Annotated in this window: 25 protein-coding genes; 19 read left to right on the forward strand and 6 right to left on the reverse strand. The window is 73.7% G+C overall.

Annotated elements, in window-relative coordinates; genetic code table 11:
- The first annotated feature begins 44 nt into the window (after positions 1-44).
- The 4 genes from ABZX67_RS21170 to ABZX67_RS21185 all read left to right on the forward strand — a co-directional run bounded on the left by ABZX67_RS21170 (position 45) and on the right by ABZX67_RS21185 (position 4,710).
- On the forward strand, positions 45-1,409 hold the full coding sequence (locus tag ABZX67_RS21170; RefSeq protein WP_355362380.1) for a glutamine synthetase family protein: 1,365 nt from the start codon (positions 45-47) through the stop codon (positions 1,407-1,409).
- 8 nt (positions 1,410-1,417) lie between these two features.
- Complete coding sequence (locus ABZX67_RS21175) at positions 1,418-2,791, forward strand: aldehyde dehydrogenase family protein (protein WP_355362382.1); 1,374 nt, start codon at positions 1,418-1,420, stop codon at positions 2,789-2,791.
- 6 nt (positions 2,792-2,797) lie between these two features.
- Positions 2,798-3,580, forward strand: coding sequence for a 3-oxoacyl-ACP reductase (locus ABZX67_RS21180; RefSeq protein WP_355362384.1), 783 nt, complete (start codon positions 2,798-2,800; stop codon positions 3,578-3,580).
- A 230-nt stretch (positions 3,581-3,810) separates the two neighbouring features.
- Complete coding sequence (locus ABZX67_RS21185) at positions 3,811-4,710, forward strand: DUF2510 domain-containing protein (protein WP_355362386.1); 900 nt, start codon at positions 3,811-3,813, stop codon at positions 4,708-4,710.
- Positions 4,711-4,760: 50 nt separating this feature from the next.
- On the opposite strand, the gene ABZX67_RS21190 is transcribed toward ABZX67_RS21185, so the two are convergent.
- On the reverse strand, positions 4,761-5,963 hold the full coding sequence (locus ABZX67_RS21190; RefSeq protein WP_355362388.1) for an amino acid deaminase/aldolase: 1,203 nt from the start codon (positions 5,961-5,963) through the stop codon (positions 4,761-4,763).
- A gap of 745 nt (positions 5,964-6,708) precedes the next feature.
- Here ABZX67_RS21190 and ABZX67_RS21195 point away from each other — a divergent pair.
- The 3 genes from ABZX67_RS21195 to ABZX67_RS21205 are packed head-to-tail and all read left to right on the forward strand — an operon-like array spanning position 6,709 to position 9,484.
- Complete coding sequence (locus ABZX67_RS21195) at positions 6,709-7,557, forward strand: hypothetical protein (protein ID WP_355362501.1); 849 nt, start codon at positions 6,709-6,711, stop codon at positions 7,555-7,557.
- Positions 7,554-8,726 carry a type VII secretion-associated serine protease mycosin gene (mycP, locus tag ABZX67_RS21200; protein ID WP_355362389.1) on the forward strand — a complete coding sequence of 391 codons (1,173 nt, stop codon included), beginning with the start codon at positions 7,554-7,556 and terminating at the stop codon, positions 8,724-8,726. Before ABZX67_RS21195 ends, mycP begins: the two co-directional genes overlap by 4 nt.
- A 20-nt stretch (positions 8,727-8,746) precedes the next feature.
- Positions 8,747-9,484 (forward strand): SseB family protein, encoded by a 738-nt coding sequence (locus ABZX67_RS21205; protein WP_355362391.1) that lies wholly within the window; start codon positions 8,747-8,749, stop codon positions 9,482-9,484.
- Between the two features lie 4 nt (positions 9,485-9,488).
- On the opposite strand, the gene ABZX67_RS21210 is transcribed toward ABZX67_RS21205, so the two are convergent.
- Positions 9,489-9,890, reverse strand: coding sequence for a DUF1844 domain-containing protein (locus ABZX67_RS21210; RefSeq protein ID WP_355362393.1), 402 nt, complete (start codon positions 9,888-9,890; stop codon positions 9,489-9,491).
- A gap of 292 nt (positions 9,891-10,182) precedes the next feature.
- Here ABZX67_RS21210 and infC point away from each other — a divergent pair, with 292 nt between their 5' ends.
- The 10 genes from infC to ABZX67_RS21260 all read left to right on the forward strand — a co-directional run bounded on the left by infC (position 10,183) and on the right by ABZX67_RS21260 (position 21,023).
- Positions 10,183-10,890, forward strand: coding sequence for a translation initiation factor IF-3 (infC, locus tag ABZX67_RS21215; RefSeq protein WP_355362395.1), 708 nt, complete (start codon positions 10,183-10,185; stop codon positions 10,888-10,890).
- A 124-nt stretch (positions 10,891-11,014) separates the two neighbouring features.
- On the forward strand, positions 11,015-11,209 hold the full coding sequence (rpmI, locus tag ABZX67_RS21220) for a 50S ribosomal protein L35 (protein ID WP_010476245.1): 195 nt from the start codon (positions 11,015-11,017) through the stop codon (positions 11,207-11,209).
- Between the two features lie 104 nt (positions 11,210-11,313).
- On the forward strand, positions 11,314-11,700 hold the full coding sequence (rplT, locus tag ABZX67_RS21225; RefSeq protein WP_031080021.1) for a 50S ribosomal protein L20: 387 nt from the start codon (positions 11,314-11,316) through the stop codon (positions 11,698-11,700).
- A 101-nt stretch (positions 11,701-11,801) separates the two neighbouring features.
- A complete protein-coding gene (locus tag ABZX67_RS21230; RefSeq protein ID WP_355362503.1) occupies positions 11,802-12,665 on the forward strand; it encodes an RNA methyltransferase in 864 nt (287 codons plus the stop codon).
- A 60-nt stretch (positions 12,666-12,725) separates the two neighbouring features.
- Positions 12,726-13,874 carry an ATP-binding protein gene (locus tag ABZX67_RS21235; protein ID WP_355362398.1) on the forward strand — a complete coding sequence of 383 codons (1,149 nt, stop codon included), beginning with the start codon at positions 12,726-12,728 and terminating at the stop codon, positions 13,872-13,874.
- Positions 13,875-14,013: 139 nt separating this feature from the next.
- Positions 14,014-15,138, forward strand: coding sequence for a phenylalanine--tRNA ligase subunit alpha (gene pheS / locus ABZX67_RS21240; protein WP_355362400.1), 1,125 nt, complete (start codon positions 14,014-14,016; stop codon positions 15,136-15,138).
- Positions 15,138-17,666, forward strand: a complete 2,529-nt coding sequence (pheT, locus tag ABZX67_RS21245; protein ID WP_355362402.1) for a phenylalanine--tRNA ligase subunit beta — start codon at positions 15,138-15,140, stop codon at positions 17,664-17,666. The genes pheS and pheT overlap by 1 nt, the downstream gene beginning before the upstream one ends.
- Positions 17,667-17,842: 176 nt before the next feature.
- Complete coding sequence (locus tag ABZX67_RS21250; RefSeq protein ID WP_355362403.1) at positions 17,843-18,952, forward strand: PP2C family protein-serine/threonine phosphatase; 1,110 nt, start codon at positions 17,843-17,845, stop codon at positions 18,950-18,952.
- A gap of 148 nt (positions 18,953-19,100) precedes the next feature.
- Complete coding sequence (locus ABZX67_RS21255; RefSeq protein WP_355362405.1) at positions 19,101-20,441, forward strand: transcriptional regulator; 1,341 nt, start codon at positions 19,101-19,103, stop codon at positions 20,439-20,441.
- A gap of 51 nt (positions 20,442-20,492) precedes the next feature.
- Positions 20,493-21,023, forward strand: coding sequence for an NUDIX domain-containing protein (locus tag ABZX67_RS21260; protein WP_355362407.1), 531 nt, complete (start codon positions 20,493-20,495; stop codon positions 21,021-21,023).
- A 14-nt stretch (positions 21,024-21,037) separates the two neighbouring features.
- Here the strand turns inward: ABZX67_RS21260 and ABZX67_RS21265 are convergent, their stop codons facing one another.
- Together ABZX67_RS21265 and ABZX67_RS21270 are read right to left on the reverse strand one after the other, a co-directional pair.
- Positions 21,038-21,298: a hypothetical protein gene (locus tag ABZX67_RS21265; RefSeq protein ID WP_355362409.1), complete on the reverse strand. Its 261-nt coding sequence runs from the start codon at positions 21,296-21,298 to the stop codon at positions 21,038-21,040.
- A 134-nt stretch (positions 21,299-21,432) separates the two neighbouring features.
- The gene (locus ABZX67_RS21270) at positions 21,433-22,293 is read right to left on the reverse strand and encodes a 3-hydroxybutyryl-CoA dehydrogenase (protein ID WP_355362411.1); all 861 of its coding nucleotides are present in this window, start codon (positions 22,291-22,293) and stop codon (positions 21,433-21,435) included.
- 160 nt (positions 22,294-22,453) lie between these two features.
- On the opposite strand from ABZX67_RS21270, the gene ABZX67_RS21275 reads away from it, so the two are divergent.
- Positions 22,454-23,743: a family 10 glycosylhydrolase gene (locus tag ABZX67_RS21275; RefSeq protein ID WP_355362413.1), complete on the forward strand. Its 1,290-nt coding sequence runs from the start codon at positions 22,454-22,456 to the stop codon at positions 23,741-23,743.
- A 62-nt stretch (positions 23,744-23,805) separates the two neighbouring features.
- Here the strand turns inward: ABZX67_RS21275 and ABZX67_RS21280 are convergent, their stop codons facing one another.
- Positions 23,806-23,997: a DUF1918 domain-containing protein gene (locus ABZX67_RS21280; RefSeq protein ID WP_355362415.1), complete on the reverse strand. Its 192-nt coding sequence runs from the start codon at positions 23,995-23,997 to the stop codon at positions 23,806-23,808.
- 110 nt (positions 23,998-24,107) lie between these two features.
- A complete protein-coding gene (locus tag ABZX67_RS21285) occupies positions 24,108-25,085 on the reverse strand; it encodes a DMT family transporter (protein WP_355362417.1) in 978 nt (325 codons plus the stop codon).
- Between ABZX67_RS21285 and ABZX67_RS21290 the strand changes: the two genes are divergently transcribed.
- Positions 25,084-26,523 carry a PLP-dependent aminotransferase family protein gene (locus tag ABZX67_RS21290; protein WP_355362419.1) on the forward strand — a complete coding sequence of 480 codons (1,440 nt, stop codon included), beginning with the start codon at positions 25,084-25,086 and terminating at the stop codon, positions 26,521-26,523. The genes ABZX67_RS21285 and ABZX67_RS21290 overlap by 2 nt on opposite strands.
- Positions 26,524-26,606 lie beyond the last annotated feature (83 nt).

The following is a 26,606-nucleotide window of genomic DNA, read 5'->3' on the forward strand; positions in this document are numbered from 1 at the left end:
GCAATACCTTATGGCTCCCGGCTGACCGAAGGAGGAGCATTCCCGTGGCAGACCGCAAACCCCCGCTCACCGTCGAGGAGCTGCGCGCCCTCGTCGCGAGCGGTGAGATCGACACAGTGGTCCTGGCCTTCCCCGATATGCAAGGGCGGCTCCAGGGCAAGCGGTTCGCCGCACCGTTCTTCCTCTCCGACGTGCTGGAGCACGGCACGGAGGGCTGCAACTACCTCCTCGCCGTGGACGTCGAGCTGAACACCGTCGACGGCTACGCGATGTCCTCATGGAACAACGGCTACGGCGACTTCGCCATGCGCCCCGACCTGTCCACCCTGCGCCGCGTCCCCTGGAACGAGGCCACGGCGCTCCTCATCGCCGACCTCGCCTGGAGCGACGGCACCCCGGTCGTCGCCGCGCCCCGCCAGATCCTGCGCCGCCAGCTGGAACGGCTCGCCGAACACGGCTACACCGCGCACGTCGGCACGGAGCTCGAGTTCATCGTCTTCAAGGACACCTACGAGCAGGCGTGGGACGCCGGCTACCAGGGCCTCACCCCGGCCAACCAGTACAACATCGACTACTCGGTCCTCGGCACCGGCCGCATCGAGCCCCTGCTGCGCCGCATCCGCAACGAGATGGCGGCCGCCGGCCTCACCGTCGAGTCCGCCAAGGGCGAGTGCAACCCCGGCCAGCACGAGATCGCCTTCAAGTACGACGAAGCGCTCGTCACCTGCGACCAGCACGCCATCTACAAGACGGGCGCCAAGGAGATCGCCGCCCAGGAGGGCGTCTCGCTCACCTTCATGGCGAAGTACAACGAGCGCGAGGGCAACTCCTGCCACATCCACCTCTCCCTCCAGGACGCCGAAGGCCGCAACGCCATGGCGGGTGACGGATCCGGCGGCATGTCCCCGGTCATGCGCCACTTCCTCGCCGGGCAGCTCGCCGCGCTCCGCGACTTCTCCCTCCTCTACGCGCCCAACATCAACTCGTACAAGCGCTTCCAGCCCGGCTCCTTCGCCCCCACCGCCGTCGCCTGGGGGTACGACAACCGCACCTGCTCCCTCCGGGTGGTCGGCCACGGCCGCTCCCTGCGCTTCGAGAACCGCCTCCCCGGCGGTGACGTCAACCCGCACCTCGCCGTCGCGGGCCTCGTCGCGGCCGGTCTGTACGGCATCGAGCACGAGCTGGAGCTGCCCGAGCCGTGCGAGGGGAACGCCTACACCGCGGACTACGCCCACGTGCCGACCACTCTGCGCGAGGCGGCCGAACTGTGGGAGAACAGCCCCTTGGCGAAGGCGGCCTTCGGGGACGAGGTCGTCGCCCACTACCGCAACATGGCGCGGGTCGAACTGGACGCCTTCGACGCCGCGGTCACCGACTGGGAGCTGCGCCGCTCCTTCGAACGGATGTAAGGACCCACGTGAGCACCGAGCCCACCGAGCACCTCGTACTGAACCCCGCCACCGAGGAGGTCGTCGCCACCGTCCCGGCGGCCACCGCCGCCGACGTCGACGCCGCCGTCACGCGCGCGGCCGCCGCCCAGCGGGCCTGGGCCGCCGCCGCCCCCGCCGACCGCGCCCGCCTGCTGCGCCGCTTCGCCGCCGCCGTCGACGAGCACGTGGAGGAGCTGGCCCGGCTGGAGGTCCGCGAGGCCGGCCACACCCTCGGCAACGCCCGCTGGGAGGCGGGCAACGTCCGGGACCTGCTCGACTACGCGGCCGGGGGAGTGGAGCGCCTCAACGGCCGCCAGATCCCCGTCCCGGGCGGTCTGGACGTGACGATCCTCGAACCCCTCGGCGTCGTCGGCGTGATCGCCCCCTGGAACTTCCCGATGCCGATCGCCGCCTGGGGCACCGCCCCCGCCCTCGCGGCCGGCAACGCCGTCGTCCTCAAGCCCGCCGAGACCACCCCCCTCACCGCCCTGCGGCTCGCCGAACTCGCCCTGGAGGCGGGCCTTCCGGAGCACCTGTTCCAGGTGCTGCCCGGAGCCGGCCCCGTCGCGGGAAACGCCCTCGTCGAGCACCCCGGCGTCGCCAAGATCGTCTTCACCGGCTCCACGCGCGTCGGCAAGCAGATCATGGCCAAGTGCGCCGACCGCGTGAAGCGCGTGACGCTCGAACTCGGCGGCAAGAGCCCCAACATCGTCTTCGCCGACGCCGACATCGAGGCCGCGGCCGCCTCCGCCCCCATGGCGTTCCTCGACAACTCCGGCCAGGACTGCTGCGCCCGCACCCGCATCCTCGTCCAGCGCGGTGCGTACGACCGCTTCCTGGAGCTCCTCACCCCCGCCATCGAGGAGGTCGTCGTCGGGGACCCGTCCGACGAGCGGACCCAGATGGGCCCGCTGATCTCGCGCACGCAGCTGGAGAGGGTGCGGGGGTACGTCCCCGAGGGCGCGGACGCGATCCGCGGCAAGGCCCCGGAGGGACCCGGTTTCTGGTTCCCGCCCACCGTCCTCACCGGCCTCCCGGCCGACGCGCCCGCCGCTGTGGAGGAGATCTTCGGACCCGTCGCCGTCGTCCTGCCCTTCGAGGACGAGGAGGACGCCGTCCGGCTCGCCAACGCCACAGAGTACGGCCTGTCCGGCTCCATCTGGACCCGTGACGTCGGCCGCGCCCTGCGCGTCTCCGGCGCCGTCCGCGCGGGCGCCCTCTCCGTCAACTCCCACTCCAGCGTGCGCTACTGGACCCCGTTCGGCGGCTTCAAGCAGTCCGGCCTCGGCCGTGAACTCGGCCCCGACGCCCTGACCGCCTTCACCGAAACCAAGAACGTCTTCATCAGCACGGAGGCCTGAGACCCCATGACCGACAACATCGTGTGCCGCCGCCTGGTCGGCCGTACCGCCGTCATCACCGGCGCCGGCAGCGGCATCGGCCTCGCCACCGCCCGCCGCCTCGCCGCGGAAGGCGCCCACGTCGTCTGCGGCGACATCGACGAGAAGGCCGGCAAGGCCGCGGCCGACGAGGTCGGCGGCACCTTCGTACGCGTCGACGTCACCGACGCCGAACAGGTCGAGGCGCTCTTCAAGACGGCGTACGACACCTACGGCAGCGTCGACATCGCCTTCAACAACGCGGGCATCTCGCCGCCCGACGACGACTCCATCCTGGAGACCGGCCTGGAGGCGTGGAAGCGCGTCCAGGAGGTCAACCTCACCTCGGTCTACCTGTGCTGCAAGGCCGCCATCCCCTACATGCGCCGCCAGGGCAAGGGCTCCATCATCAACACCGCCTCCTTCGTCGCCCGCATGGGCGCGGCCACCAGCCAGATCTCGTACACCGCCTCCAAGGGCGGCGTGCTCGCCATGTCGCGCGAGCTCGGCGTGCAGTTCGCCCGCGAGGGCATCCGCGTCAACGCCCTGTGCCCCGGGCCGGTCAACACCCCGCTCCTCCAGGAGCTGTTCGCCAAGGACCCGGAGCGGGCCGCGCGCCGCCTCGTCCACATCCCGGTCGGGCGCTTCGCCGAGGCCGAGGAGATCGCGGCCGCCGTCGCGTTCCTCGCCAGCGACGACTCGTCCTTCGTCAACGCCACCGACTTCCTCGTCGACGGCGGCATCTCGGGCGCGTACGTCACGCCCCTGTAGGCACACCGCCGGAGGGCCGGGCGTCGCGCGCCGACGCCCGCCCTAGGTCGTGTCGTCAAAGTCCCGTCTGCCCGGCGACGCCCGGCACGCACGCTCGCCGCGTTGTCGTCAGTCGCCAATGCTCCGCAGTGGCTCCTTCCTCCGCCTTGCGATCGCACGCACCAGACGCCGCCGGGCCCGCCCTTCGAGGCGGACGACGCTCCTTTGACGACACTCCCTAGGCTGACCGCATGAGCATGACGACTCCTCCCGGCTGGTACCCGGACCCGGGCAACCCCGCCGTCGAGCACTGGTGGGACGGCACAGCGTGGACCGGACAGACCCGTCCCACCGCCCACCCCGGCCCGCGCCCCGCCCGGGGCAAGAGCGGCGTGCTGCCGCTCGCCGTCGCGGGCACCGTCCTGGTGGCGGCGGTCGCCGTGGCGGCGGTCGTCCTCGGGCCTCCCGGCGGCTCCGACGACGGCGAGGCGCTCGCCCCGCCGCCCTCCACCACCGCCCCGGTGACGACACCCGCGGCGACACCCACTCCTTCGCCGTCCGGTACGGACTCCGGCGCGGAGGACGGCCCCGCGGTCCTCGTCGACCAGCTCAACGGCATCACCCTCCCCATCCCCGACGGCTGGGAGAAGCCGGAACACACCATCGCCGACGTCGCCACCCTGACCACCACGGCCGACGTCCCCTGCCCCGGCGACACCGGCCGCTTCTGCAAGCCCGGGACCGTCAGCTCCTGGACCGTCAGCGCGCCGGAGGGCAGCAGCTTCAAGACCATCGCCGAACAGGACATCGTGACCGCCGCCGACCGGGCGTACGAGGCGGACGCCCTCGGCAACCGCCTCCACGGCGGCCTCCGGTCCCACAAGGTGGTCGCCTCGCGCCCGGCCGTCGTCGCCGGGCGCACCGGCCACCTGGTCCGCTGGCAGGTCACCACCGGCAACGGCCCGGGCGGGTACGTCCAGTCGCTCGCCTTTCCCTCCCCCTCCGGCACCGGGGCCCCCGTGGTCGTACGGTTCGCCTTCGACGCCGGCCCGGAGGGCCCGCCCCTCGCCCTCATGGACGAGATCACCCGAGGGATCCGCCCCATCGGCAGTGCCACGGGCGGGGGCGTCGGCAGCTCCATCGGGCCCTGACCTCCTGCAAGAAGGTCCGGCTTGCAACCCGGCTTACCAAAGGGTCCGGCTTACAAGAAGGTCCGGCCCTCACCCCGGTAGGTCGGCACGGTCGCCGTGATCCGGTCGCCCTCGATCAGGTGCAGCGCGTCGAACCGCTCGCACAGCTCGCCCGCCTTCGCGTGCCGGAACCACACCTTGTCGCCGATCAGCAGATCGTCGGCGGGGGAGCCCAGCAGCGGCGTCTGCACCTCGCCCGCACCCTCCTGCGGGTCGTACCGCAGCCCTTCGGGCAGGTACGGCACCGGCAGCCGGTCCCTGCCCGGCGCGCCCGACGCCGGGTAGCCGCCGCCGAGCACGGTCACCGCGCCCACGCCCGGGCGGCGGACGACGGGCTGCGCGAACAGCGCGGCAGGGCGGCCCGTGAAGGAGGTGTAGTGGTCGAACAGCCGCGGCAGGTAGAGCCCCGACCCCGCCGCGATCTCGGTCACCGCGTCCTCGGCCGCCGTGTGCTGCACGCTTCCCGTGCCGCCGCCGTTGACGAACTCCAGCTCCGGCGCCACCGCCCGGACCGCGTCCACCACGGCCGCCCGCCGCACCGCCAGCTCCCTGCGGGCGGCCGCCTGCATCAGCCGCACGGCCCGCGACCGCGCCGGCCGCCCGGCGACCGCGTCCCCGACACCCGCGACGTGCCCTTCGTACGCCATCAGCCCGACCAGCCGGAAGCCCGGCCGCCGCGCCACCGCCCGGGCGACCTCGGCGACCTGCGCGGGCGTGTGGAGCGGGGAGCGCCGCGCCCCGATCCGTACGCGACCGCCCAGCAGGCGCAGCGACGTGTCCAGCTCCAGACAGACCCGGATCTCCTCGGCCCCGCCCTCGCGGGCCCGGTCGATCAGCTCCAGCTGCGCCGGGTCGTCGACCATCACCGTCACCGCGCGCGCAAGCTTCGCGTCCCGCGCGAGCTCCGAGAAACCGGCCCGGTCCACCGAGGGGTACGCCAGCAGGACGTCCTCGAACCCCGCCCGCGCCAGCCACAGCGACTCGTCCAGCGTGAACGACATGATCCCGGCGAACCCGTCCCGCGCGAGCACCCGCTCCAGCAGGGCCCGGCACCGCACCGACTTGCTCGCCACCCGGATCGGCTTCCCACCGGCCCGGCGGACCAGGTCGTCGGCGTTCGCGTCGAACGCCTCCAGATCGACGACGGCCAGCGGCGCGTCGAGATGGGCGGTGGCCCGGTCGTACCGGGCCCGGTCAGCGGCACGGGGAGTCATGGCCCGAGCCTGCCAGACGGTGCTACCTCCGGGTAGGGGGATGTTCCGGTCAGATCGGTGCGGGCCTGCCCCGCCCACCTGCGGCCGCGTTGCGGCGGACCTGGGCGGAAGCCTTAGAGTGACGACACGCGCCGACGAACGGGCCTGCCCCGAAAGGCGATCCGGACGACAACCAGGGGGGCGGATGAGCACCGAAGCACGACGCCCGTCCTCCCGTATCAGCGACGCCTTCCTCCCTCCGGAGCGCCCCGCCCCGCCGGAACCCCCGGCCCCGGCTGCCCCGCCGTCCGCGCCCTCCGCAGAGCCGCGCAAGGCCGCCCCGCTGCCGCCGCTCGCCCAGAGCGCGCCGCCGGCCCCGTCGGCCACGCCGCCGCGTACGTCCGCCTCCGCCCCGCTGCCGCCGCTCGCGCCGGGCACTGCGCCGGACACTGCGCCGTCCACCCCGCCGCGCCCTGCCGCCGCCCCCCTGCCCGCGCCCGCCGCCGCCCAGGAGCCGCCGCGCGCCCCCGGCGCACCGCAAGCACAGCCCCCGGCCGGGCCCCCGCGCCCGACGGGGCCGGAACAGCCGCAGCAGCCCGCCCCCGCCGAGTCCACCGCCCGCCTCCGGCCCGTACCGCAGCAGTCCGGCACGGCCGGGGCCCCCGCGCCCTCGCGGCGACTGCCCGTCGGGGCCGTCAACCTCGGGCCGGCGCCCTCCGGCCCACCCCAGAGCGGCCCGTCCCCAAGCACCCCGCCCCAGAGCGCCGTGCCCCACGCCGCGCACCCGTACTGGGGGCCGCCGCCCCCCGAGGCGCCCGTGGAGCAGACCACCCGCCTGCGCCCCGTCCGCGACCGGCACCCGGCGCGCGTCGGGGTGGCCGTCGCGTGCCTGGTGCTCGGGCTCGGGCTGATCGGCGGCGCCGTGGCCGGCGCGTGGCTCGCCGGTGACTCGGGCCCCGACCCGGCCGCCCGTACCGCGTACACCGAGGCCCGCACCCTCTGGCACAGCGTCCCCGTCGACACCCTCTTCCCCCGCACCCTCAAGGGCGACGGCGCCGGACCCGGCCGCGCCGACCGGGTGTGGACGCGCGTCGCCGTGGCGCCCGACGGCCCCTGCGCGGGCGCGCTCGACCCGCTGCTCCTCAAGGCGCTGCGCCCCGTCGGCTGCGCACGCGTGCTGCGCGCCACGTACACCGACGCCACCTCGACCAGCGTCACCACCGTCGGCATGGTCTTCACCGAGGCCGACGCCACCGCCATGACCGCCCTCAGGGCCCGCTTCGGCGACGAGAGCCTCGACGAGCGGGCCGACCTGATGCCCCGCACCCTCCCGGCCCCCGGCACCGTCGCCGCCGGCTTCGGCGACAAGCAGCGCGCCAGCTGGCGGGTGAGCGTCCTCACCGAGGCACCGGTGATCGTGTACGCCGTCTCCGGCTTCGCCGACGGCCGCACCGTCCCCGACCCGCAGCCGGCCGCCGAGGCCATGGCGGAGGGCCAGACGACCGCGTCCGCGCAGGCCGGCCTCGGCCACGAGGCCAAGGGCATAGCCGACCGCGTCGAGCGCGGACTGCGCACCACCCTCGCCAAGGTCACCAGCACCCAGGAGCCGCGGTGAGACGCCGCCCCCGCGCCCTCGCCGCCGCCCTCGCCGCCGTCGGCTTCGCGCTGCTGCCCGCCGCCCCCGCCCACGCCGACGCGATCCGCGCCCAGCAGTGGGGCCTGGAGGCCATGCACACCACCCAGGCGTGGCGTACCACCAAGGGCGCGGGTGTCACCGTCGCCGTCCTCGACACGGGCGTCGACGACACCCACCCCGACCTCGCCGGCAACGTCCTGCCCGGCAAGGACCTCATCGGTTTCGGCGCCGGCCGCGGCGACCGCGCCTGGGCCCGCCACGGCACCGCCATGGCCGGGATCATCGCCGGTCACGGCCATGGGCGCGGCGGTCAGGACGGCGTCCTCGGCATCGCGCCCGAGGCGAAGATCCTCCCCGTCCGCGTCATCCTCGAAGGCTCCGACCCCGCCCGGACCAAGGCCCGGGCCACGCGCGGCACCGCCCTCGCCAAGGGCATCCGCTGGGCCGTCGACCAGGGCGCCGACGTCATCAACCTCTCCCTCGGCGACGACAGCGAGTCCGCCCACCCCGACGCCGGTGAGGACGCCGCCGTCCAGTACGCCCTCTCCAAGGGCGTGGTCGTCGTCGCCTCCGCCGGCAACGGCGGCGAGAAGGGCGACCACATCTCGTACCCCGCCGCCTACCCCGGCGTCATCGCCGTCACCGCCGTCGACCGCTACGGCACCCACGCCGCCTTCTCCACCAGCCGCTGGTACGCCACCGTCAGCGCGCCCGGCGTCGACATCGTCATCCCCGACCCGGACCGCAAGTACTACCAGGGCTGGGGCACCAGCGCCGCCTCCGCGTTCGTCTCCGGAGCCGTCGCCCTGGTCCGCGCCGCCCACCCCGAGCTGACCCCCGCGCAGATCAAGAAGCTCCTCGCCGACACGGCCCGCGACCGCCCCAAGGGCGGCGGCCACGACGACGACAAGGGGTACGGCACGGTCGACCCCGCCGCCGCGATCGAGGCGGGGAGCAGGCTGCGCCCGGCCGACCCGAAGGCCGCCACGTCCGGCTACGCCAAGCGCTACTTCGGCACCGGCCCGAGCCCCGCGCCCGAGGAGGGGGCGGGCACCGGGCTGCTCGCACCCGTCACCGGCGGCGTCGGCGTGCTGTTGGTGATCGTCGCGGTCGTGCTGTGGCGAGGGGGCCGCGCGAGCGGGTACTGACACCCGGATAGGCTCGACGCGTGGCGCTCAAGAACATCCCCGACCCCGGTTTCTCCGACGACGACGGCACCGCCGACCCCGAGCTCACCGCCGCCCTCGCGGCCTGGGCCGAGGACCGGTCGGCCGAGCCGCGCGTGCTCGCGGCGCTCAGGGGCGCCCGGCTGCTGGTGCCCGTCGTCGCCGTCCTCGGCGAGGTCGAGGAGGACGAGGAGACCGGGCTGCGCCGCGAGAAGACCAGCGACATGGCCGTGCCCACGCTCACCGCCGGCGACCGCCGCGCGCTGCCCGCGTTCACCTCCACGGCGTCGCTGGCCCTGTGGGACCCGGCCGCCCGCCCCGTCGCCGTACCGCTGCACCAGGCGCTCCAGGCGGCCGCCCACGAGAAGGCCGACACGCTGGTGCTGGACCTCGCGGGACCGGTGCCGTACCAGCTGACCGGCCGCGCGCTGCTCGCCGCCGCCGAGGGGCGCACGACGACCGACCCGCTCGCGGACCCGGCCGTCACCGAGGCGGTACGCGCCGTGGTGGCCGCCGAGCCCGCCGTGCTCCGCGCGTACCTGGTGCCCGGCGGCGGCGCGGACGGCACGCTCGCGTTCGTCACCGGTCCGGCCGCGCCGCCCGCCGAGACCGCCCAGCGCGTGGCCCGCGCGCTGGCGGCCGACGAAACACTGAGGGCCCGCCTGGTGCGGGGCCTGGACCTGGCACTGCTGCCGGCCGAGGCCACGCCCCCTGGCGAGCCCTTCTACGTCAAGCGGTGAGCGATCAGCCGTACACGGGACCCGTGTACTTCTCGCCCGGCCCCTGACCCGGCTCGTCCGGCACGATCGACGCCTCGCGGAACGCCAGCTGCAGCGACTTCAGCCCGTCGCGCAGCGGCGCCGCGTGGAACGAGCTGATCTCCGTCGCGCCCGCGTCCAGCAGGCCCGCCAGCGCGTGGATCAGCTTGCGCGCCTCGTCGAGGTCCTTGTACGCGTCGCCCTCCTCGGTGAGCCCGAGCTTGACGGCCGCGGCGCTCATCAGGTTGACGGCGACCGTGACGATCACCTCGACCGCGGGCACCTCCGCGATGTCGCGGGTCATGGTCTCGAAGTCGGTCGTCCCGGCCGTCTCCGGTGCGGAGGCGGGGGAGGAGGCGGAGGCGTTGCTCGGCGTGGCGTCACTCATGACGCCCACGATAGGCGTACGCCTCACGGTTAGCCGCACCCCCCGGGAGCTGCTAACCTGGTGTGACGACCGGCTGGACACGACTCGTGCTCCGGCCCACAAGTGGAGGCTCCGCTCTCCCACCTGGCCGTCCTCCGGGACGGCGGGTCACCGGTCAGGTGGCGGCCATCGTTCCGTACGGACGATGGGGCTACCCGAATGCGCGCCCCGCGGTACACCCGTGGCGGTGCTCCGGTATGACGAGGAGCCCCGCCTGTGTCCCGTCCGGGGCATTTTTCATGCACCGGCGCGGTTGGTCTCACTAAACAGACGTTACGCGTCCGTCCGCCAGGCGGTCGCGTGGTGCTACCGAGGAGGATCCATCAGCACCGAGCCCCGCATCAACGACCGGATTCGCGTTCCCGAGGTGCGACTTGTCGGTCCCAGCGGCGAGCAGGTGGGCATTGTGCCGCTCGCCAAGGCGCTGGAGCTTGCGCAGGAGTACGACCTGGACCTGGTTGAGGTCGCGGCGTCCGCACGGCCGCCGGTCTGCAAGCTCATGGACTACGGCAAGTTCAAGTACGAGTCGGCCATGAAGGCCCGTGAGGCGCGCAAGAACCAGGCGCACACGGTCATCAAGGAAATGAAGCTCCGGCCGAAGATCGACCCGCACGACTACGACACCAAGAAGGGTCACGTCGTCCGGTTCCTCAAGCAGGGCGACAAGGTCAAGATCACGATCATGTTCCGTGGTCGCGAGCAGTCCCGGCCGGAGCTCGGCTACCGGCTGCTGCAGCGGCTGGCGGAGGACGTCCAGGACCTCGGCTTCATCGAGTCGAACCCGAAGCAGGACGGCCGCAACATGATCATGGTTCTCGGTCCGCACAAGAAGAAGACCGAGGCCATGGCCGAGGCCCGCGAGGCGCAGGCCGCCCGCAAGGCGGAGCGCCAGGGCCAGCCCGCTCAGGCGGACGAGCCCACCGAGGTGGAGCAGCCCGCCGAGGCGGAGTCCGCCCAGTAGGCCCGAGGTCCCCGAGGGCCTGTGTCCGGGGCATCCGCCCGGGACTCAACCGATACACCTGACGCTCCCGCGTGCCGGTCCCCGGACCGGCTGGGAGCGCCACTGACGAGGAGAGAACGGCGCTATGCCGAAGAACAAGACGCACAGCGGTGCCAAGAAGCGCTTCAAGATCACCGGCTCCGGCAAGGTGCTGCGCGAGCGCGCCGGCAAGCGCCACCTGCTCGAGCACAAGTCGTCCAAGCTGACGCGTCGCCTCACCGGCAACGCCGAGATGGCCCCGGGTGACAGCGCCAAGATCAAGAAGATGCTGGGCATCTGATTGACCTCCCGCCCCCGGTGACGGGGGCATCCGGTCACCGCCGGGATCCATTCGTTTCCGGGTCGTGTGAGTCCAACCACGACCCCGCTACAAGGAGTTAACACGTGGCACGCGTCAAGCGGGCAGTCAACGCCCACAAGAAGCGCCGGGCGATCCTCGAGCAGGCCAGCGGTTACCGCGGCCAGCGCTCGCGCCTGTACCGCAAGGCGAAGGAGCAGGTCACCCACTCCCTCGTCTACAACTACAACGACCGCAAGAAGCGCAAGGGCGACTTCCGTCAGCTGTGGATCCAGCGCATCAACGCCGCTGCCCGCGCCAACGGCATCACCTACAACCGCTTCATCCAGGGTCTGAAGGCCGCCAACATCGAGGTGGACCGCAAGATCCTGGCCGAGCTGGCCGTCAACGACGCCAACGCGTTCGCCGCGCTCGTCGAGGCCGCCCAGAAGGCGCTCCCGAGCGACGTCAACGCCCCGAAGGCCGCCGCCTGATCTCCCAGGCAGCAGTACTTCCGCCCGGACCCGCAGGCCCAGCGCCTGCGGGTCCGGTCTGTTCGACCCCCGTGCGTACGAGAAGAGAGCCGCCGACCACCATGGGCACCCCCGAGCTCCCCGAGCCGATCTCCCCCCGCTCCCCGCGCGTCATCGCCGCCCGGCGGCTCGCCAAGCGGAACTTCCGGGGCAAGGAGCGGCGGTTCATCGCCGAGGGCCCGCAGGCCGTACGGGAGGCCGTCGCCCACCGCGGTGGCGGCGAGCCGACGCTGGTCGAGCTCTTCACCACCGTCGAGGCCGCCGAGCGGTACGCCGACATCGTCGAGGCCGCCCGCGCCACCGGCGCCCGCGTCCACCACGCCTCCGACGCCGTCCTCGCCGAGGTCTCGCAGACCGTCACCCCGCAGGGCCTCCTCGGGGTCTGCCGGTTCCTGGACTCGCCGTTCGAGGAGATCCTCAAGAACCGCCCCAAGCTCGTCGCCGTCCTCGCCCACGTACGCGACCCCGGCAACGCCGGCACCGTGCTGCGCTGCGCCGACGCGGCCGGCGCCGACGCCGTGGTCCTCACCGACGCCTCGGTCGACCTGTACAACCCCAAGGCGGTACGCGCCTCCGTCGGCTCCGTCTTCCACCTGCCGGTCGCGGTCGGCGTGCCCGTCGAGCAGGCCGTCGCCGGGCTCCGGAGCGCCGGGGTGCGGATCCTCGCCGCCGACGGGGCGGGCGAGGCCGACCTGGACGCCGAGCTCGACGCGGGCACCATGGGCGGCCCCACCGCCTGGATCTTCGGCAACGAGGCATGGGGCCTCCCCGAGGAGACCCGCGCCCTCGCCGACGCGGTCGTCCGCGTACCGATCCACGGGAAGGCGGAGAGCCTGAACCTGGCGACCGCCGCCGCCGTATGCCTCTACGGCTCCGCGCGTGCGCAGCGCGCTGCCGGAGGGTGCCGCTCCGTCACCTCCAGCTAGTAGGCTGGCGGGCCGCGGGGGAACGGCCCACTGTGCGGTACGGAGGGGTGGGATTCGGGGATGACGCCCGGGACGAGCAGGCCGTCGGCGACGACGCGGGGCGCTTTACTCAACGCGCCCGCCGGACCGGACGCGCCCGCCGCGCCGGACCCGTACGCCTGCGGGTACGAGCCCGACGACCTCCCCGACGGCCTGGTCATCGCCGACCGGCACGGCACCGTCGTCTGCTTCAACGCCGCCGCCGAGCGCCTCACCGCCGTCCGCCGCGACGCGGCCCTCGGGCGCCCGCTGGAGGAGGCCCTCCCCCTGGAGGACCTCAAGGGCCGCCGCTGGTGGGCGCTGACCGACCCCTACGGCGGGCTCGCCATCCGAGGCGGCCAGCCCGAGCGCAACCTGCTGCTGCCCGGCAACCGGGAGGTCCTGGTCGCCGCCCGCTACGTGCGCGAGCACCCCCTGGGCCCGGTCCGGAAGGTCGTCGTCACCCTGCGCGGCACCGAGGCCCGCCGCCGTACCGAACGCAGCCACGCCGAGCTGATCGCCACCGTCGCCCACGAGCTGCGCTCCCCGCTCACCTCCGTCAAGGGCTTCACCGCCACGCTCCTCGCCAAGTGGGAGCGGTTCACCGACGACCAGAAGCGGCTGATGCTGGAGACCGTCGACGCCGACGCGGGCCGCGTCACCCGGCTCATCGCCGAGCTGCTCGACATCTCGCGAATAGACTCCGGCCGCCTGGAGGTGCGCCGCCAGCCCGTCGACATCGCCGCGGCCATCGGCCGCCACATCCAGGCGCACACCGCGCGCGGTCAGTCCCCGGACCGCTTCTTCGTCCGCGTACGCCGCCCCCTGCCCGACCTGTGGGCCGACCCCGACAAGATCGACCAGGTCCTCGGCAACCTCCTCGAAAATGCGGTGCGCCACGGCGAGGGAACCGTCACCATCGAGGTGGCACCCACCGGCGCCGGCGACGACGAGAAGGGAACGGCGGTCACCGTGAGCGACGAAGGCCCCGGCATCCCCGAGGAGTCGATGGGCCGTGTCTTCACCCGCTTCTGGCGGGGGAGCAAGCGCGGCGGGACCGGCCTCGGCCTGTACATCGTCAAGGGCATCGTCGAGGCGCACGGCGGGACGATCACCGTCGGCCGCGGACCGGCCGGCGGCGCCGAGTTCCGATTTACGCTGCCCGTGGGCGCCCCGGCCTATCTGGCGTAACGGAAGGCCGCGCAGGTGTCCACGGGCTGATCCTCGGCGCATCCGCCACTCCATCCCCCGTTAGACTCGTCCTTTGGCACCTTTGCGTCCTCGGTCGTCGAGCGGGGTCCCCAGCCAGCCCATCGGAAGTACGGAAGAGATGTCGGCACCCAATAAGTCGTACGACCCTGTTGAGGTCGAGGCACTGAAACCGGAAGAGATCGAGCGCATGCGGGACGAGGCGCTCGCCGCCTTCGCCGCCGCCGGCGACCTCGACGCGCTGCACGAGGCGAAGGTCGCGCACACCGGCCCCACCTCGCCGCTGGCGCTCGCCAACCGGGAGATCGGAGCCCTGCCCCCGCACGCCAAGGCCGAGGCCGGCAAGCGCGTGGGCCAGGCCCGCGGTGCCGTGAACAAGGCACTGGCCGCCCGCCAGGCCGAGCTGGAGGCCGAGCGCGACACGCGCGTCCTGGTCGAGGAGGCGGTGGACGTCACCCTTCCGTACGACCGCGTCCCGGCCGGCGCCCGCCATCCGCTGACCACCCTCATGGAGCGCATCGAGGACGTCTTCGTCGCCATGGGCTACGAGGTCGCCGAGGGCCCCGAGGTCGAGTCCGAGTGGCTCAACTTCGACGCGCTGAACATCGCCGTCGACCACCCCGCCCGCGGTGAGCAGGACACCTTCTTCGTCGCCGACGCCGAGGGCACGTCCGGCTCGGGCGTCGTGCTGCGCACGCACACCTCGCCGGTCCAGGTCCGCTCCATGCTGGACCGCGAGCCCCCGGTGTACGTGATCTGCCCCGGCCGCGTGTACCGCACGGACGAGCTGGACGCCACGCACACGCCCGTCTTCCACCAGGTCGAGCTGCTCGCCGTCGACGAGGGCCTGACCATGGCCGACCTCAAGGGCACCCTTGACCACATGGTCCAGGCGCTCTTCGGTGGCGAGGGCATGAAGACCCGGCTCCGGCCGAACTTCTTCCCCTTCACCGAGCCGTCCGCCGAGATGGACATGGTCTGCTACGTGTGCCGCGGCGAGTCCGTCGGCAACCCGGACCGCCCCTGCCGCACCTGCTCCAGCGAGGGCTGGATCGAGCTCGGCGGCTGCGGCATGGTCAACCCCAAGGTGCTGACCGCCTGCGGCGTGGACCCGGAGAAGTACAGCGGCTTCGCCTTCGGGTTCGGCATCGAGCGGATGCTGATGTTCCGCCACAACGTCGAAGACATGCGAGACATGGTCGAGGGTGACGTCCGGTTCACCCGGCCGTTCGGGATGGAGATCTGATGCGGGTCCCGCTTTCGTGGCTGCGGGAGTACGTCGACCTGCCGGCGACGGAAACCGGCCGTGACGTACAGGCCAAGCTGGTGTCGGCGGGCCTGGAGGTCGAGACCGTCGAGCAGCTCGGCGCCGGGCTCACGGGCCCGCTCGTCGTCGGCCAGGTCCTCACCATCGAGGAGCTGACCGAGTTCAAGAAGCCCATCCGCTTCTGCACCGTCAACGTCGGCCAGGCCAACGGCACCGGTGAGCCGCAGGAGATCATCTGCGGCGCCCGGAACTTCGCCGAGGGCGACAAGGTCGTCGTGGCCCTGCCCGGCGCCGTGCTCCCCGGCGACTTCCGGATCGCCGAGCGCAAGACGTACGGCCGGATCTCCCGCGGCATGATCTGCTCCACCGACGAGCTCGGCATGGGCGACGACGGCACGCACGGCATCATCGTGCTGCCGCCCGAGATCGAGATCGGCATCGACGCCACCGAGCTGCTGGAGCTGTACGACGAGGTCCTCGACATCGCCGTCACGCCGGACCGCGGCTACTGCCTGTCGATGCGCGGTGTCGCCCGCGAGACCGCCACCGCCTACGGCCTGCCGCTGCGCGACCCGGCGCTGCTCGACGTGCCCGCGCCGAACGCGTACGGCTACCCCGTCAAGGTCTCCGACCCGATCGGCTGCGACCGCTTCACCGCGCGCACCGTCGTCGGGCTCGACCCCGAGGCGCGCTCCCCGATCTGGCTGCGCCGCCGCCTCCAGAAGGCCGGCATGCGCCCGATCTCGCTCGCCGTCGACGTCGCCAACTACGTGATGCTCGAGCTCGGCCAGCCGCTGCACACCTACGACCGCACCCGCATCCAGGGAGCGATCGGCGTGCGCCGCGCGGAGGCGGGCGAGAAGTTCACCACCCTCGACGGCGTCAAGCGCGTCCTCGACGCCGAGGACCTGGTCATCACGGACGAGCGCGGGGCCATCGGCCTCGCGGGCGTGATGGGCGGCGAGAACACCGAGATCGCCGACTCCGTCACCGACCCCGAGACCGGCGAGGTGCGCGGCACCACCGAGGTCGTCATCGAGGCCGCCCACTTCGACCCGGTCGCCATCGCCCGCACCGCGCGCCGCCACAAGCTGTCCTCCGAGGCGTCCCGGCGCTTCGAGCGCGGCGTCGACCCGCAGGCCGCCGCCGCTGCCGCGCAGCGCACCGTCGACCTGCTGGTGCTGCTCGCGGGCGGCACCGCCGAGGCCGGTGTCACCGAGATCATCGCGCCGTCCGCCCCGCGCACGGTGACGATGGCCGCCGACCACCCCGACCGCGTCGCCGGTGTCGTCTACGGCCGCGAGACCGTCGTCCGCCGCCTCCAGGAGGTCGGCTGCGACGTCCTGGGGCAGGACGAGCTGACCGTCACCGTCCCGTCGTGGCGCCCGGACCTCGCCCACCCGAACGACCTCGCCGAAGAGGTCATCCGGCTGGAGGGGTACGAGAACCTCCCGTCCACGCTGCCGAAGCCCCCGGCCGGCCGCGGCCTGACCGCACGGCAGCGGCTGCACCGCCGCGTCGGGCGGGTGCTCGCGGGCGCCGGGTACGTCGAGGCGCCGAACTACCCGTTCGTCGCCGAGCAGGTCTTCGACCAGCTGGGCCTCGCGGCGGACGACCCGAACCGCAAGGTCGTGAAGCTCGTCAACCCGCTCTCCGACGAAGAGCCGGCGCTGCGCACCACGCTGCTGCCCGGGCTGCTCGGCGCCCTGCGCCGCAACGACGGGCGCGGCAGCCACGACCTGGCGCTCTTCGAGACCGGGCTGGTCTTCCACCCGGCCGCCGAGGCCGGCAGCGCCGTGGTCCTGCCCGTCGACCGCCGTCCCACCGACGAGGAGATCGCGGCCCTCAACGCCCCGCTCCCCGAGCAGCCGCGCCACGTCGCGGTCGTCCTCGCCGGCGCGCGCGAGCAGGCCGGCTGGTGGGGCAAGGACCGCCCGGCCGACTGGGCCGACGCGGTCGAGGCCGCGCGGAGCGTCGCCCGCGAGGCCGGCGCCGAGCTCGTCGTCCGCCAGGGCCAGTACGGCCCCTGGCACCCGGGCCGCTGCGCCGAACTGGCCGTCGTGGCCGACGGTGAGGAGCAGGTCGTCGGGTACGCCGGTGAGCTGCACCCGCGCGTCGTCAAGGCGCTGCACCTGCCCGCCCGTACGTGCGCGATGGAGCTGAACCTCGACACCGTCGAGCGCGCCTCGGCCGGTGCCCTGCGCGCGCCGCGGATCTCGACGTTCCCGGTCGCCACGCAGGACGTCGCGCTGGTCGTCGGCAAGGACGTGCCGGCCGCCGAGGTCGAGCGCGCGCTGCGCGAGGGCGCGGGCGAACTGCTGGAGTCCATCCGGCTGTTCGACGTCTTCGAGGGTGAGCAGATCGGCGAGGGCAGGAAGTCGCTGGCGTACGCGCTGCGCTTCCGCGCCGCCGACCGCACGCTGACCGTCGAGGAGGCCTCGGCCGCCCGTGACACCGCGGTGGCGCTGGCCGCCGAGCGGACGGGCGCGGTGCTGCGCGGCGCCTGACACCCGCGTACGGATCCCGTGAGATCCCGAGAGATCCCGTGATGAGGGGCATGGCCGGAACACCGGCCATGCCCCTCACTCGTTCGAGTGGGAAGTCTGGTGGACCTCGCCCCGCGACGGCGACGATCGACAGAATCGTCCCGACCGCGACAGGGGCCTGAAGAAGGGCGGTCCGCATGATCCGTATGGCCCGTACGCGATCCCGGCCTCGCCACCCCGCCTCGCTCGTCCCGCTCGCGCTGCCCACCCTCTGGGGCGGGGTCGCCGTCCTGTGGAAGCTCACCTGCCCGCTGGCCCAGCAGGAGAGCCTGCCCACCCGGCTCGCCACCAGCGTCGTCTTCTTCACCGTGGGCACCGGGCTCATCCTGGGCCTCTGGCGGGGCCTGGCGCGGGAGCTGCGGCAGGTCAGGGCCATCGCGCAGGCCACGCAGCAGGCGCTGCTGCGCCCGCTGCCACCCCGGCTGGACGGCCTGTCCGTCGCCGCGGGCCAGCTCTCCGCCGCCCCGGGTGCGGCCGTGGGCGGTGACCTGTACGAGGCGGTGGCCACGCCGTACGGCGTCCGCGTCGTCATCGGCGACGTACGCGGTCATGGGCTCGGCGCCCTGGGCGCGGTGGCCGCCGTCCTCGGCAGCTTCCGGGAGGCCGCGCACGACGAGCCGGAACTCGGCGGCGTACTGCGGCGGCTGGACCGGGCGCTGGCGCGGCACCTGCGCGAGCGGGCGCGCCACGAGCACCCGGCCTCCGGCGGCTGGAACCCGCTCAGCCCGTCGGCGGAGGAGTTCGTCACCGTCCTGCTGCTGGAGATAGCCCGGGACGGCGAGGTGCGGGCGCTCAACTGCGGGCACCCCTGGCCCTACCGGCTCGGCCCCGGCGCGGAACCGGTCGCGGCGGGCGACCCCCTGCCGCCGCTCGGTGTCTTCCCGCTCCCCGACGAGCTGCCCGCGCACCGGTGCACCCGACTGCTGCCGGGGCAGGCGCTGTTCCTGCACACGGACGGCGCAGAGGACGCGCGGGACCGGGGCGGGCGGTTCTTCCGGCTGGAGGAGGTGCTGGAGCGGGCCGCGCGGACGGGCGCGCCGCCGACGGCGGTCGTGCAGCGCGTGCACGCGGCGCTGCTGCGGCACACCGGCGGGCGGCTGACCGACGACGTCGCCCTGGTCGTCCTGCGCAACGACGTCAGCCGCCCGTCGTTGGCGCCGCCCGCCCTGCCGCGGAGTATCGGGCAGATCCGGCAGGACGGACGGCGCGCGACGGGCCACCGCAACTGTACGAGGGGGAGCCGGTGACCCGCCGCCTCTGTGAGAGACAGCCCAGTCAACCGGCGCCCGCGGCAGGGCGGGAGCGTACGCGGGGTACGGACCGGGGCACTTGGTTCACACCCCGTGCGAACGCGCCTGCACTACGCTGGCCGCACCGAGGCATCGGAGGGGCCCCATGCAGCCCAACACCCTGCTCGACGCCCTGCTCGACGAGGCGGGCATCTCCCATGCCGGCCTCGCCGCGCACGTCAACCAGGCCGGCCGCGCCAGAGGCATGGCGCTGCGGTACGAACACACCGCGGTGGCCCGGTGGTTGAAGGGCCAGCGCCCGCGCGGCCAGGTGCCGGACCTGATCTGCGAGGTGCTGAGCGCCCGGCTGCACCGGCCCGTCACGCTCGACGACGTCGGCCTCGGCGTGGCCGGTGACACCGCCGCAGGGCACGGCTCGCCGCTGTCCGGGTTCGTCGAGCGGGCCACCGCTCTGTGGCGCTCGGACGAGCAGCAGCGGCCGCACATACTGGGCGCCCCGGCCGTCACCGGCACGCCCGCCGTGATGCCCGTGTGGGAGTGGGAGAACCCTCCCGAGGACGCGGACGTCTCGCGCGACGGGCAGACGCACGTCTCGGACTGCGACATCCAGATGCTGCGCGCCGCGCGGGCGCACTACGAGCTGATGTACCGCAAGGCGGGCGGCATCGCCACGCGCGCCCGGATCGTCGGGTTCCTCAACGCCGAGACCGCGCCGCTGCTGCGCGGCTCCTACAGCGACGCCCTCGGCCGGCAGCTGCACCGCGCCACGGGCGGCCTGGTGGCGGTGGCCGGGATCTGCGCGTACGACTCCGACGCGCACGGGCTCGCGCAGCGCTACTTCCACCAGGCGCTGCGGCTGGCGAAGGCGAGCGGGGACCGCGGGCTCGGTGCGTACGTGATCGCGCTGCTGGTCAACCAGTCCCTGTTCCTGGGGGAGCACCGGCAGGCGGTGGCGTTCGCGGAGGCGGCGCTGCGCACGGCGGGCGGGCAGATCACCCCGGCGCTCACCGCCGACCTGTACGCCATGCAGGCGAAGGCGTACGCGCACCTCGGCGACGGTGCCGGGGCGCTGCGGTGCATCCGGCACGCGGAGGCGGAGGCGGACCGGATCCGGCCGGGGCGCGAGCCCGACGAGACCGGCTACGTCCAGCCCGGGCTGGTCAATGTGCAGGTCGCGGAGGCGCTGCTCAGCCTGGGGGACCTGAGCGGTGCCCGGGAGCACGCGGCGGCCGCCGTGCGCACGCCGGCGCACGACCGGGGCAGGGTCCACCGGCTGGCGATGCTCAGCCAGATCGAGCTGCGGCAGGGCGAGGCCGATCGCGCCGCGCGGACCGCGGTGGAGATGGCCGAGCGGGCCCGGGGGATGGAGTCGCAGCGACTGCGGGACCGGCTGCGCGCGGTGCGGGAGCACCTGGTGGCGAGCGGGTGCGGTGAGGCGCGGGAGGCGGCCAAGCTCATCGACGGGGCGTTGCGCGTTCCGCTGTGACCCCGCACCTGCTGCGATATTGCCACCTACGTGTCGGAAGGTGGCAGAACTGTGCAGTGGACGAACTTAAACGAACAAACTGTGTATGAGAACCGCTGGTTCAAGGTGAACCTCGCGGACGTCGCACTCCCCGACGGCCGGCACCTCGACCACTTCCTCATCCGGCTGCGCCCGGTCGCGGTGGCGACCGCCGTCAACGAGGCCAACGAGGTGCTGCTGCTGTGGCGCCACCGCTTCATCACCGACAGCTGGGGGTGGGAGCTGGCGGCGGGGGTCGTCGAGGACGGCGAGGACATCGAGGCCGCGGCGGCGCGGGAGATGGAGGAGGAGACGGGCTGGCGCCCGGGGCCGCTGCGGCACCTGCTCACCGTGGAGCCGTCCAACGGCCTCACCGACGCCCGCCATCACCTCTACTGGGCGGAGGAGGCCACCTACACCGGGCCTCCCGAGGACGCCTTCGAGTCGTCGCGCCGCGAGTGGGTCCCGCTGAAGCTGGTGCCCGACATGATCGCCCGCGGCGAGGTCCCGGCCGCCAACATGGCGGCCGGGCTGCTGATGCTGCACCATCTGCGGCTCGGCTGACGGACGCCCGGACGTCAGCGCCCGAGCGCCTGCCACACCGCGACCGCGAGCGCGCCCACCGCGGTGAGCACGGACAGGGCGGGCAAGGGCCACCTGGTGTGCTCCAGCGCCGAGACGCGCGAGGCCAGATCGGTCAGATCGCGGTCGATCTGGCCGTGGCGCTGGGCGAGCAGCGCCAGTTGGCCGTCGATCCGGGCGAGACCGACGTCGAGACAGCGCCGCAGCTCTGCGAACTCCTCGACGGCCGCTAAGTGTTCGGGGTCGGTGGTGGTCACGGTTCTCCGCTCCTCTTCGTTGACGGGCCGTAGCCGAGTCAACTCCCCCTGGTGGAGCGGGGGGAGCGTGTGCGAAGGGCATATGCGCACACGCTCCGCACACCCCGTGCGAATCGCGGTCCCCGCACGCCGCGTTACGCGTACGGGTAGAAGCCCGAGCCCGTCTTGCGGCCGAGCCGGCCCGCGTCCACCATCCGCTGGAGCAGCGGGGGCGCGGCGTACAGCGGCTCCTTGTACTCCGCGTACATCGAGTCGGCGACCGAGGCGACGGTGTCCAGGCCGATGAGGTCCGCGAGCTTCAGCGGGCCCATCGGGTGGGCGCAGCCCAGCTCCATGCCGTTGTCGATGTCCTCGCGGCTGGCGATGCCCGACTCGAACATCCGGATCGCGGAGAGGAGGTACGGGATCAGCAGCGCGTTCACCACGAAGCCGGAGCGGTCCTGGGCGCGGATGGCGTGCTTGCCCAGCACCTTCTCGACCACGGCCTGGGCGCGGCTGAGCGTGCCCTCGGAGGTGGTGAGCGCCGGGATCAGCTCGACGAGCTGCTGCACCGGGGCCGGGTTGAAGAAGTGGACGCCGATGACCTGGTCGGGGCGGGACGTCGCCACGGCCAGCTTCACCAGCGGGATGGAGGAGGTGTTGGAGGCGAGGATCGCGTCCCGACGGGTCACGACCTGGTCGAGGACCTGGAAGATCTCCGTCTTGACCTGCTCGTTCTCCACGACCGCCTCGATGACCAGGTCACGGTCGGCGAACTCGCCGAGGTCGGTGGTGAAGCTGAGGCGGGCCAGCGTCGCGTCGTGCTCCTCCTGGGTGATCTTGCCGCGCTCGGCGGCCTTGGAGAGCGAGTTGTACAGCCGGGTACGGCCGATCTCCAGCGCCTCGCCGGTCGTCTCGGCGACCTTGACCTCGAGGCCGCTGCGGGCGCACACCTCCGCGATGCCCGCGCCCATCTGGCCGCAGCCCACCACTCCGACGCGTTCGATGTCGGTCACATCGTGCCTTTCGCTGTTCTTCCCGGTGGCAGGTTCCCCGTGTGATTCCGGCGCCCGCCTCGACCCCCTGACGTTACTCCGTTCGGGCCGGTGGGGCGCGGCCCGGGGCGGGCATGCTCTGCGGGGACGTCCGGACAATCCAACCGGTAAGGGGCGATGAATGCGGCACATCGGAAGGAACGAAAGGATCGGAAATATCCGGAGAAGAGGTCTGGTGGTGGGCGCGGCGGCGGCGCTGACCTCGCTGTGGGCGGCGGCCGAGGCGGGCGCGGGCGCCCGGCGCCGGACGGCGCCCGCCTCCTCCGCGGCGCGCGCACCCGGCGGCAAGGACTTCCGCGGGATGTGGCTGGCCACGGTCGCCAACCGGGACTGGCCCTCCCGGCCCGGGCTGACCGCCGACGCACAGCGCGCCGAACTGCTCGCCCACCTCGACACCGCCGTCGAGCGGCGGCTCAACGCGGTGGTCTTCCAGGTGCGGCCCACCGCCGACGCCCTGTGGCCCTCGCCGTACGAGCCCTGGTCGCACGTCCTCACCGGGGCGCAGGGCAAGGACCCCGGCTGGGACCCGCTGGGGACGGCCGTGGAGGAGGCGCACCGGCGGGGCCTGGAGCTGCACGCCTGGTTCAACCCGTACCGCGTGGCCAACCACACCGATCCGGCGCGCCTGGCCGAGAACCACCCCGCCCGGGTGCACCCCGACTGGGTGGTGCCGTACGGCGGGAAGCTCTACTACAACCCGGGCCTGCCCGAGGTGCGGCGCTTCGTGCAGGACGCCATGCTCGACGCCGTACGCCGGTACGCGGTCGACGGCGTCCACTTCGACGACTACTTCTATCCGTACCCGGTGGCCGGGCAGTCCTTCGGCGACGACGAGGCGTACGAGGCGTACGGCGCGGGCTTCCCGGACCGGGCCGCCTGGCGGCGGGACAACATCGACCGGCTGGTGCGCGAGATGTCGTACCGGATCAAGGAGACGAGGCGGCGCGCCCTCTTCGGGGTCAGCCCCTTCGGGGTGTGGCGCAACGCCGCGACCGACCCGCTCGGCTCCGACACCCGGGCGGGTGTCCAGACGTACGACGACCTGCACGCCGACACCCGCACCTGGGTGAAGGAGCGCTGGATCGACTACGTGGTGCCGCAGCTCTACTGGCACATCGGGTTCGCCGCCGCCGACTACGCCAAGCTGGTGCCCTGGTGGAACGAGGTCGTCCGGGACACGGGCGTGCGGCTGTACGTGGGGGAGGCGCTGTACAAGGCGGGTGACCCGGCCCAGCCCGAGCCCTGGCAGGACCCGGCCGAGCTGTCGCGCCACCTCACCCTGACGGAGCGGTACGACCAGGTGCGCGGCCATGTCTTCTTCGCGGCCAGGGAGGTCCGGGCGGACCGCATCGGGGCGATGGCGCGGGTGGTGGCCGACCACTACCCGGCCGCGGCCCGTCCGTGGCGCTGACCGGCTGCTGACCGGCCGTCGAGGTGGCTGCTGACCGGCCGGCGGGTTGCCGGCCGGTTGGCCTACCTCGGTTCGTCGTGCCGGACGACGCTGTCGGGGCCGGGGGACATCACCGTCTCGTGCCCGTCCTCGAAGCGGACGCGGTACGGGGGGTTGCCGTCCTTTCCCAGCACTTCGACGACCTCGGCCGTCCGGTCGTGCTGGCCGACGGTCCTGCCGTGGACCGTCAATTTGTCGCCCTTGCTCGCGTGCATCGAGTGACCTCCTCGCGCCGTACATCGACGGCGTCGAACTTGTCGGAGTTGTCCCGTATGGGGAGTCTACGTCGGAGGGTGTGTCCCGCGTCACCCGAGTGTCGGCGGGCTCAGGAGCCGGTCCGCTGGGTGACCGCGATGCAGACGAGGACCGCTCCGGCCGCCAGCGGCGCGGCGGCCGACACCGACTCGCCCAGCAGCCACACCGACCAGACCAGGGTGAGCAGCGGCTGGGCCAGCTGGAGCTGGCTGGCCCGGGCGATGCCCACCGCCGCCATGCCCCGGTACCAGACGTACAGGCCGAAGAACGTCGACCCGGCCGCCACCCACACCAGGCCCACGACGCCGTGCGTGGTCAGCCGCACCGGCTCGTAGGCCAGCGCGACCGCCGAACCGGCCACGGCGAGCGGCAGGCACATCACCAGCGCCCAGCCGATGACCTGCCAGCCCGGCATCACCCGGGCCAGCCGGCCGCCCTCGGTGTAACCGGCCGCGCACACCAGCAGCGCCCCGAACAGATACAGGTCGCCTGCCGACAGGTCGCCGCCGCTCTGCTGCACGGTGAACGCGATCACCACCGCCGCCCCGGCCAGCGCGGCCGCCCAGAAGGCGCGCGACGGCCGCCGGCCGGTGCGCACCGCGGCGAACGCGGCGGTCGTCAACGGCAGCAGCCCCACCACCACGGCGGCGTGCGAGGTGGTCGAGGTCCGCAGCGCCAGCGTGGTCAGCAGCGGGAAGCCCACCACGACGCCGCCGCCGACCACCGCGAGCCCGGCCCAGTGGCGGCGGTCCGGGACCGGTACGCGCAGCGCGAGCAGGAAGGCTCCGGCGATCAGCGCGGCGAGCGTGGAGCGCACGGCGACGAGCGACCAGGGGCCGAAGCTCTCCAGTCCCCAGGCGGTGGACGGGAAGGTGAGCGAGAAGGAGACGACGCCCAGCGAGGCGAGCAGCGTGCCCACGCCGCGGCGGTCGGCGGCGGCCCCGGGCGACGGGGCCCCGGGCGCGGGCGCGGACGCCGGGGTCCGGGGGGAGGCGGGGGTCTCCACCGCTATCGCGTTCGGAGTGGTAGCGCTATTCTGTGCTGTCATGCATGAGCGTAGCAGCGTCGCTGAACTGGCAGCCACCCTGAAAAAGGAGCTGGACCGCTACTCTCCAGGTGGAAAGCTGCCCTCCAGTCGGGCCCTGGTCGAGCGCTACCGGGTCTCCCCGGTGACCGTCTCCCGGGCCCTCGCCCAGCTCTCCGCCGAGGGCCTGGTCGTCACCCGCCCCGGCGCGGGCGCCTTCCGGGCCCGGCCGCGCGCCACCGGCACGCCGGAGGCGGGCGACACCTCCTGGCAGGAGGTCGCCCTCAGTGCCGACTCCGCGACCGAGCTCGTGCCGCGCTCCGTCGACGCGTCGGGTGTCCTCGTCACCCTCGCCGCGCCGCACACCGGCGTGGTCGAGTTCAACGGCGGCTATCTCCACCCCTCCCTCCAGCCCGAGCGGGCCCTCGCCGCCGCGCTCGCCCGCGCCGGACGGCGGCCCGGCGCCTGGAGCCGGCCGCCCACCGACGGACTGCACGAGCTGCGCGACTGGTTCGCCCGCGAGATCGGCGGCACCGTCACCGCCGCCGACGTCCTGATCACCGCGGGCGGCCAGTCCGCGATCGCCACCGCGCTGCGGGCCCTCGCCCCGCCCGGCGCCCCCGTCCTCGTCGAATCACCCACCTATCCGGGCATGCTGGCCGTCGCCCGCGCCACCGGGGTGCGCCCCGTGCCCGTACCGACCGACCGCGACGGCGTCCGCCCCGACCTGCTGGCCGCCGCCTTCCGGGCCACCGGCGCCCGCGTCTTCGTCACCCAGCCGCTCTTCCAGAACCCGACCGGCGCGATCCTCCCCGCCGAGCGGCGCCGCGAGGTGGTGCGCATCGCCCGCGAGGCCGGGGCCTTCGTCGTCGAGGACGACTTCGCCCGCCACCTCGTCCACGAGGACGCGGGCCCGCTGCCCGCACCGCTCGCCGCCGAGGACCCGGACGGCGTCGTCGTCCACGTCCGCTCGCTCACCAAGATCGCCTCGCCCAGCCTGCGGGTCGGCGCGCTGGCCGCGCGCGGCCCGGTGCTGGAACGGCTCCGCGCCATCCAGGTCGTCGACACCTTCTTCGTACCGCGGCCCCTCCAGGAAGCCGCCCTGGAGCTCGTCGGGTCTCCGGCCTGGAGCCGTCACCTCCGCGCCGTAGCGGCCGAGTTGAAGTCCCGGCGCGACGCCATGGCCGCCGCGCTCGCCCTGCGCCTTCCCGAACTCGCCCTCCCGCACCTCCCCACCGGCGGCCACCATCTCTGGCTCCGCCTCCCCGACACCACCGACGAGCCCGCCCTGCTCGCCGCCGCCCTGCGCGCGGGCGTCGCCGTCGCCCCCGGCCGCCCCTACTTCTGCGCCGAACCGCCCGCCGGGCACGTACGCCTCAGCTTCGCCGCCGTCGCCGGACCGGCCGAGCTCGCCGAGGGCGTACGCCGGCTGCGCGCCGCCCACGACGAACTGCGGCGGTGAGCGAACCGGCCCCTCGGAGAAACCGGCCCCTCGGAGAAAAGCGTGGCACGCGCCACTGACAACCGGCCCCCGCCCTGCCAGAG

This window comes from Streptomyces sp. NPDC003036, from assembly GCF_040611175.1.
GTDB lineage: Bacteria > Actinomycetota > Actinomycetes > Streptomycetales > Streptomycetaceae > Streptomyces.

Bases quoted from the DNA above. Each gene is read 5' to 3' on its own strand.
- ABZX67_RS21180 (WP_355362384.1), top strand. From the start codon at position 2,798: ATGACCGACAACATCGTGTGCCGCCGCCTGGTCGGCCGTACCGCCGTC.
- ABZX67_RS21185 (WP_355362386.1), top strand. From the start codon at position 3,811: ATGAGCATGACGACTCCTCCCGGCTGGTACCCGGACCCGGGCAACCCC.
- ABZX67_RS21190 (WP_355362388.1), bottom strand. From the start codon at position 5,963: ATGACTCCCCGTGCCGCTGACCGGGCCCGGTACGACCGGGCCACCGCC.
- ABZX67_RS21210 (WP_355362393.1), bottom strand. From the start codon at position 9,890: ATGAGTGACGCCACGCCGAGCAACGCCTCCGCCTCCTCCCCCGCCTCC.
- rpmI (WP_010476245.1), top strand. From the start codon at position 11,015: ATGCCGAAGAACAAGACGCACAGCGGTGCCAAGAAGCGCTTCAAGATC.
- ABZX67_RS21230 (WP_355362503.1), top strand. From the start codon at position 11,802: ATGGGCACCCCCGAGCTCCCCGAGCCGATCTCCCCCCGCTCCCCGCGC.
- ABZX67_RS21235 (WP_355362398.1), top strand. From the start codon at position 12,726: ATGACGCCCGGGACGAGCAGGCCGTCGGCGACGACGCGGGGCGCTTTA.
- pheS (WP_355362400.1), top strand. From the start codon at position 14,014: ATGTCGGCACCCAATAAGTCGTACGACCCTGTTGAGGTCGAGGCACTG.
- pheT (WP_355362402.1), top strand. From the start codon at position 15,138: ATGCGGGTCCCGCTTTCGTGGCTGCGGGAGTACGTCGACCTGCCGGCG.
- ABZX67_RS21250 (WP_355362403.1), top strand. From the start codon at position 17,843: ATGATCCGTATGGCCCGTACGCGATCCCGGCCTCGCCACCCCGCCTCG.
- ABZX67_RS21255 (WP_355362405.1), top strand. From the start codon at position 19,101: ATGCAGCCCAACACCCTGCTCGACGCCCTGCTCGACGAGGCGGGCATC.
- ABZX67_RS21275 (WP_355362413.1), top strand. From the start codon at position 22,454: ATGCGGCACATCGGAAGGAACGAAAGGATCGGAAATATCCGGAGAAGA.
- ABZX67_RS21280 (WP_355362415.1), bottom strand. From the start codon at position 23,997: ATGCACGCGAGCAAGGGCGACAAATTGACGGTCCACGGCAGGACCGTC.
- ABZX67_RS21290 (WP_355362419.1), top strand. From the start codon at position 25,084: ATGCATGAGCGTAGCAGCGTCGCTGAACTGGCAGCCACCCTGAAAAAG.
- ABZX67_RS21285 (WP_355362417.1), bottom strand. From the start codon at position 25,085: ATGACAGCACAGAATAGCGCTACCACTCCGAACGCGATAGCGGTGGAG.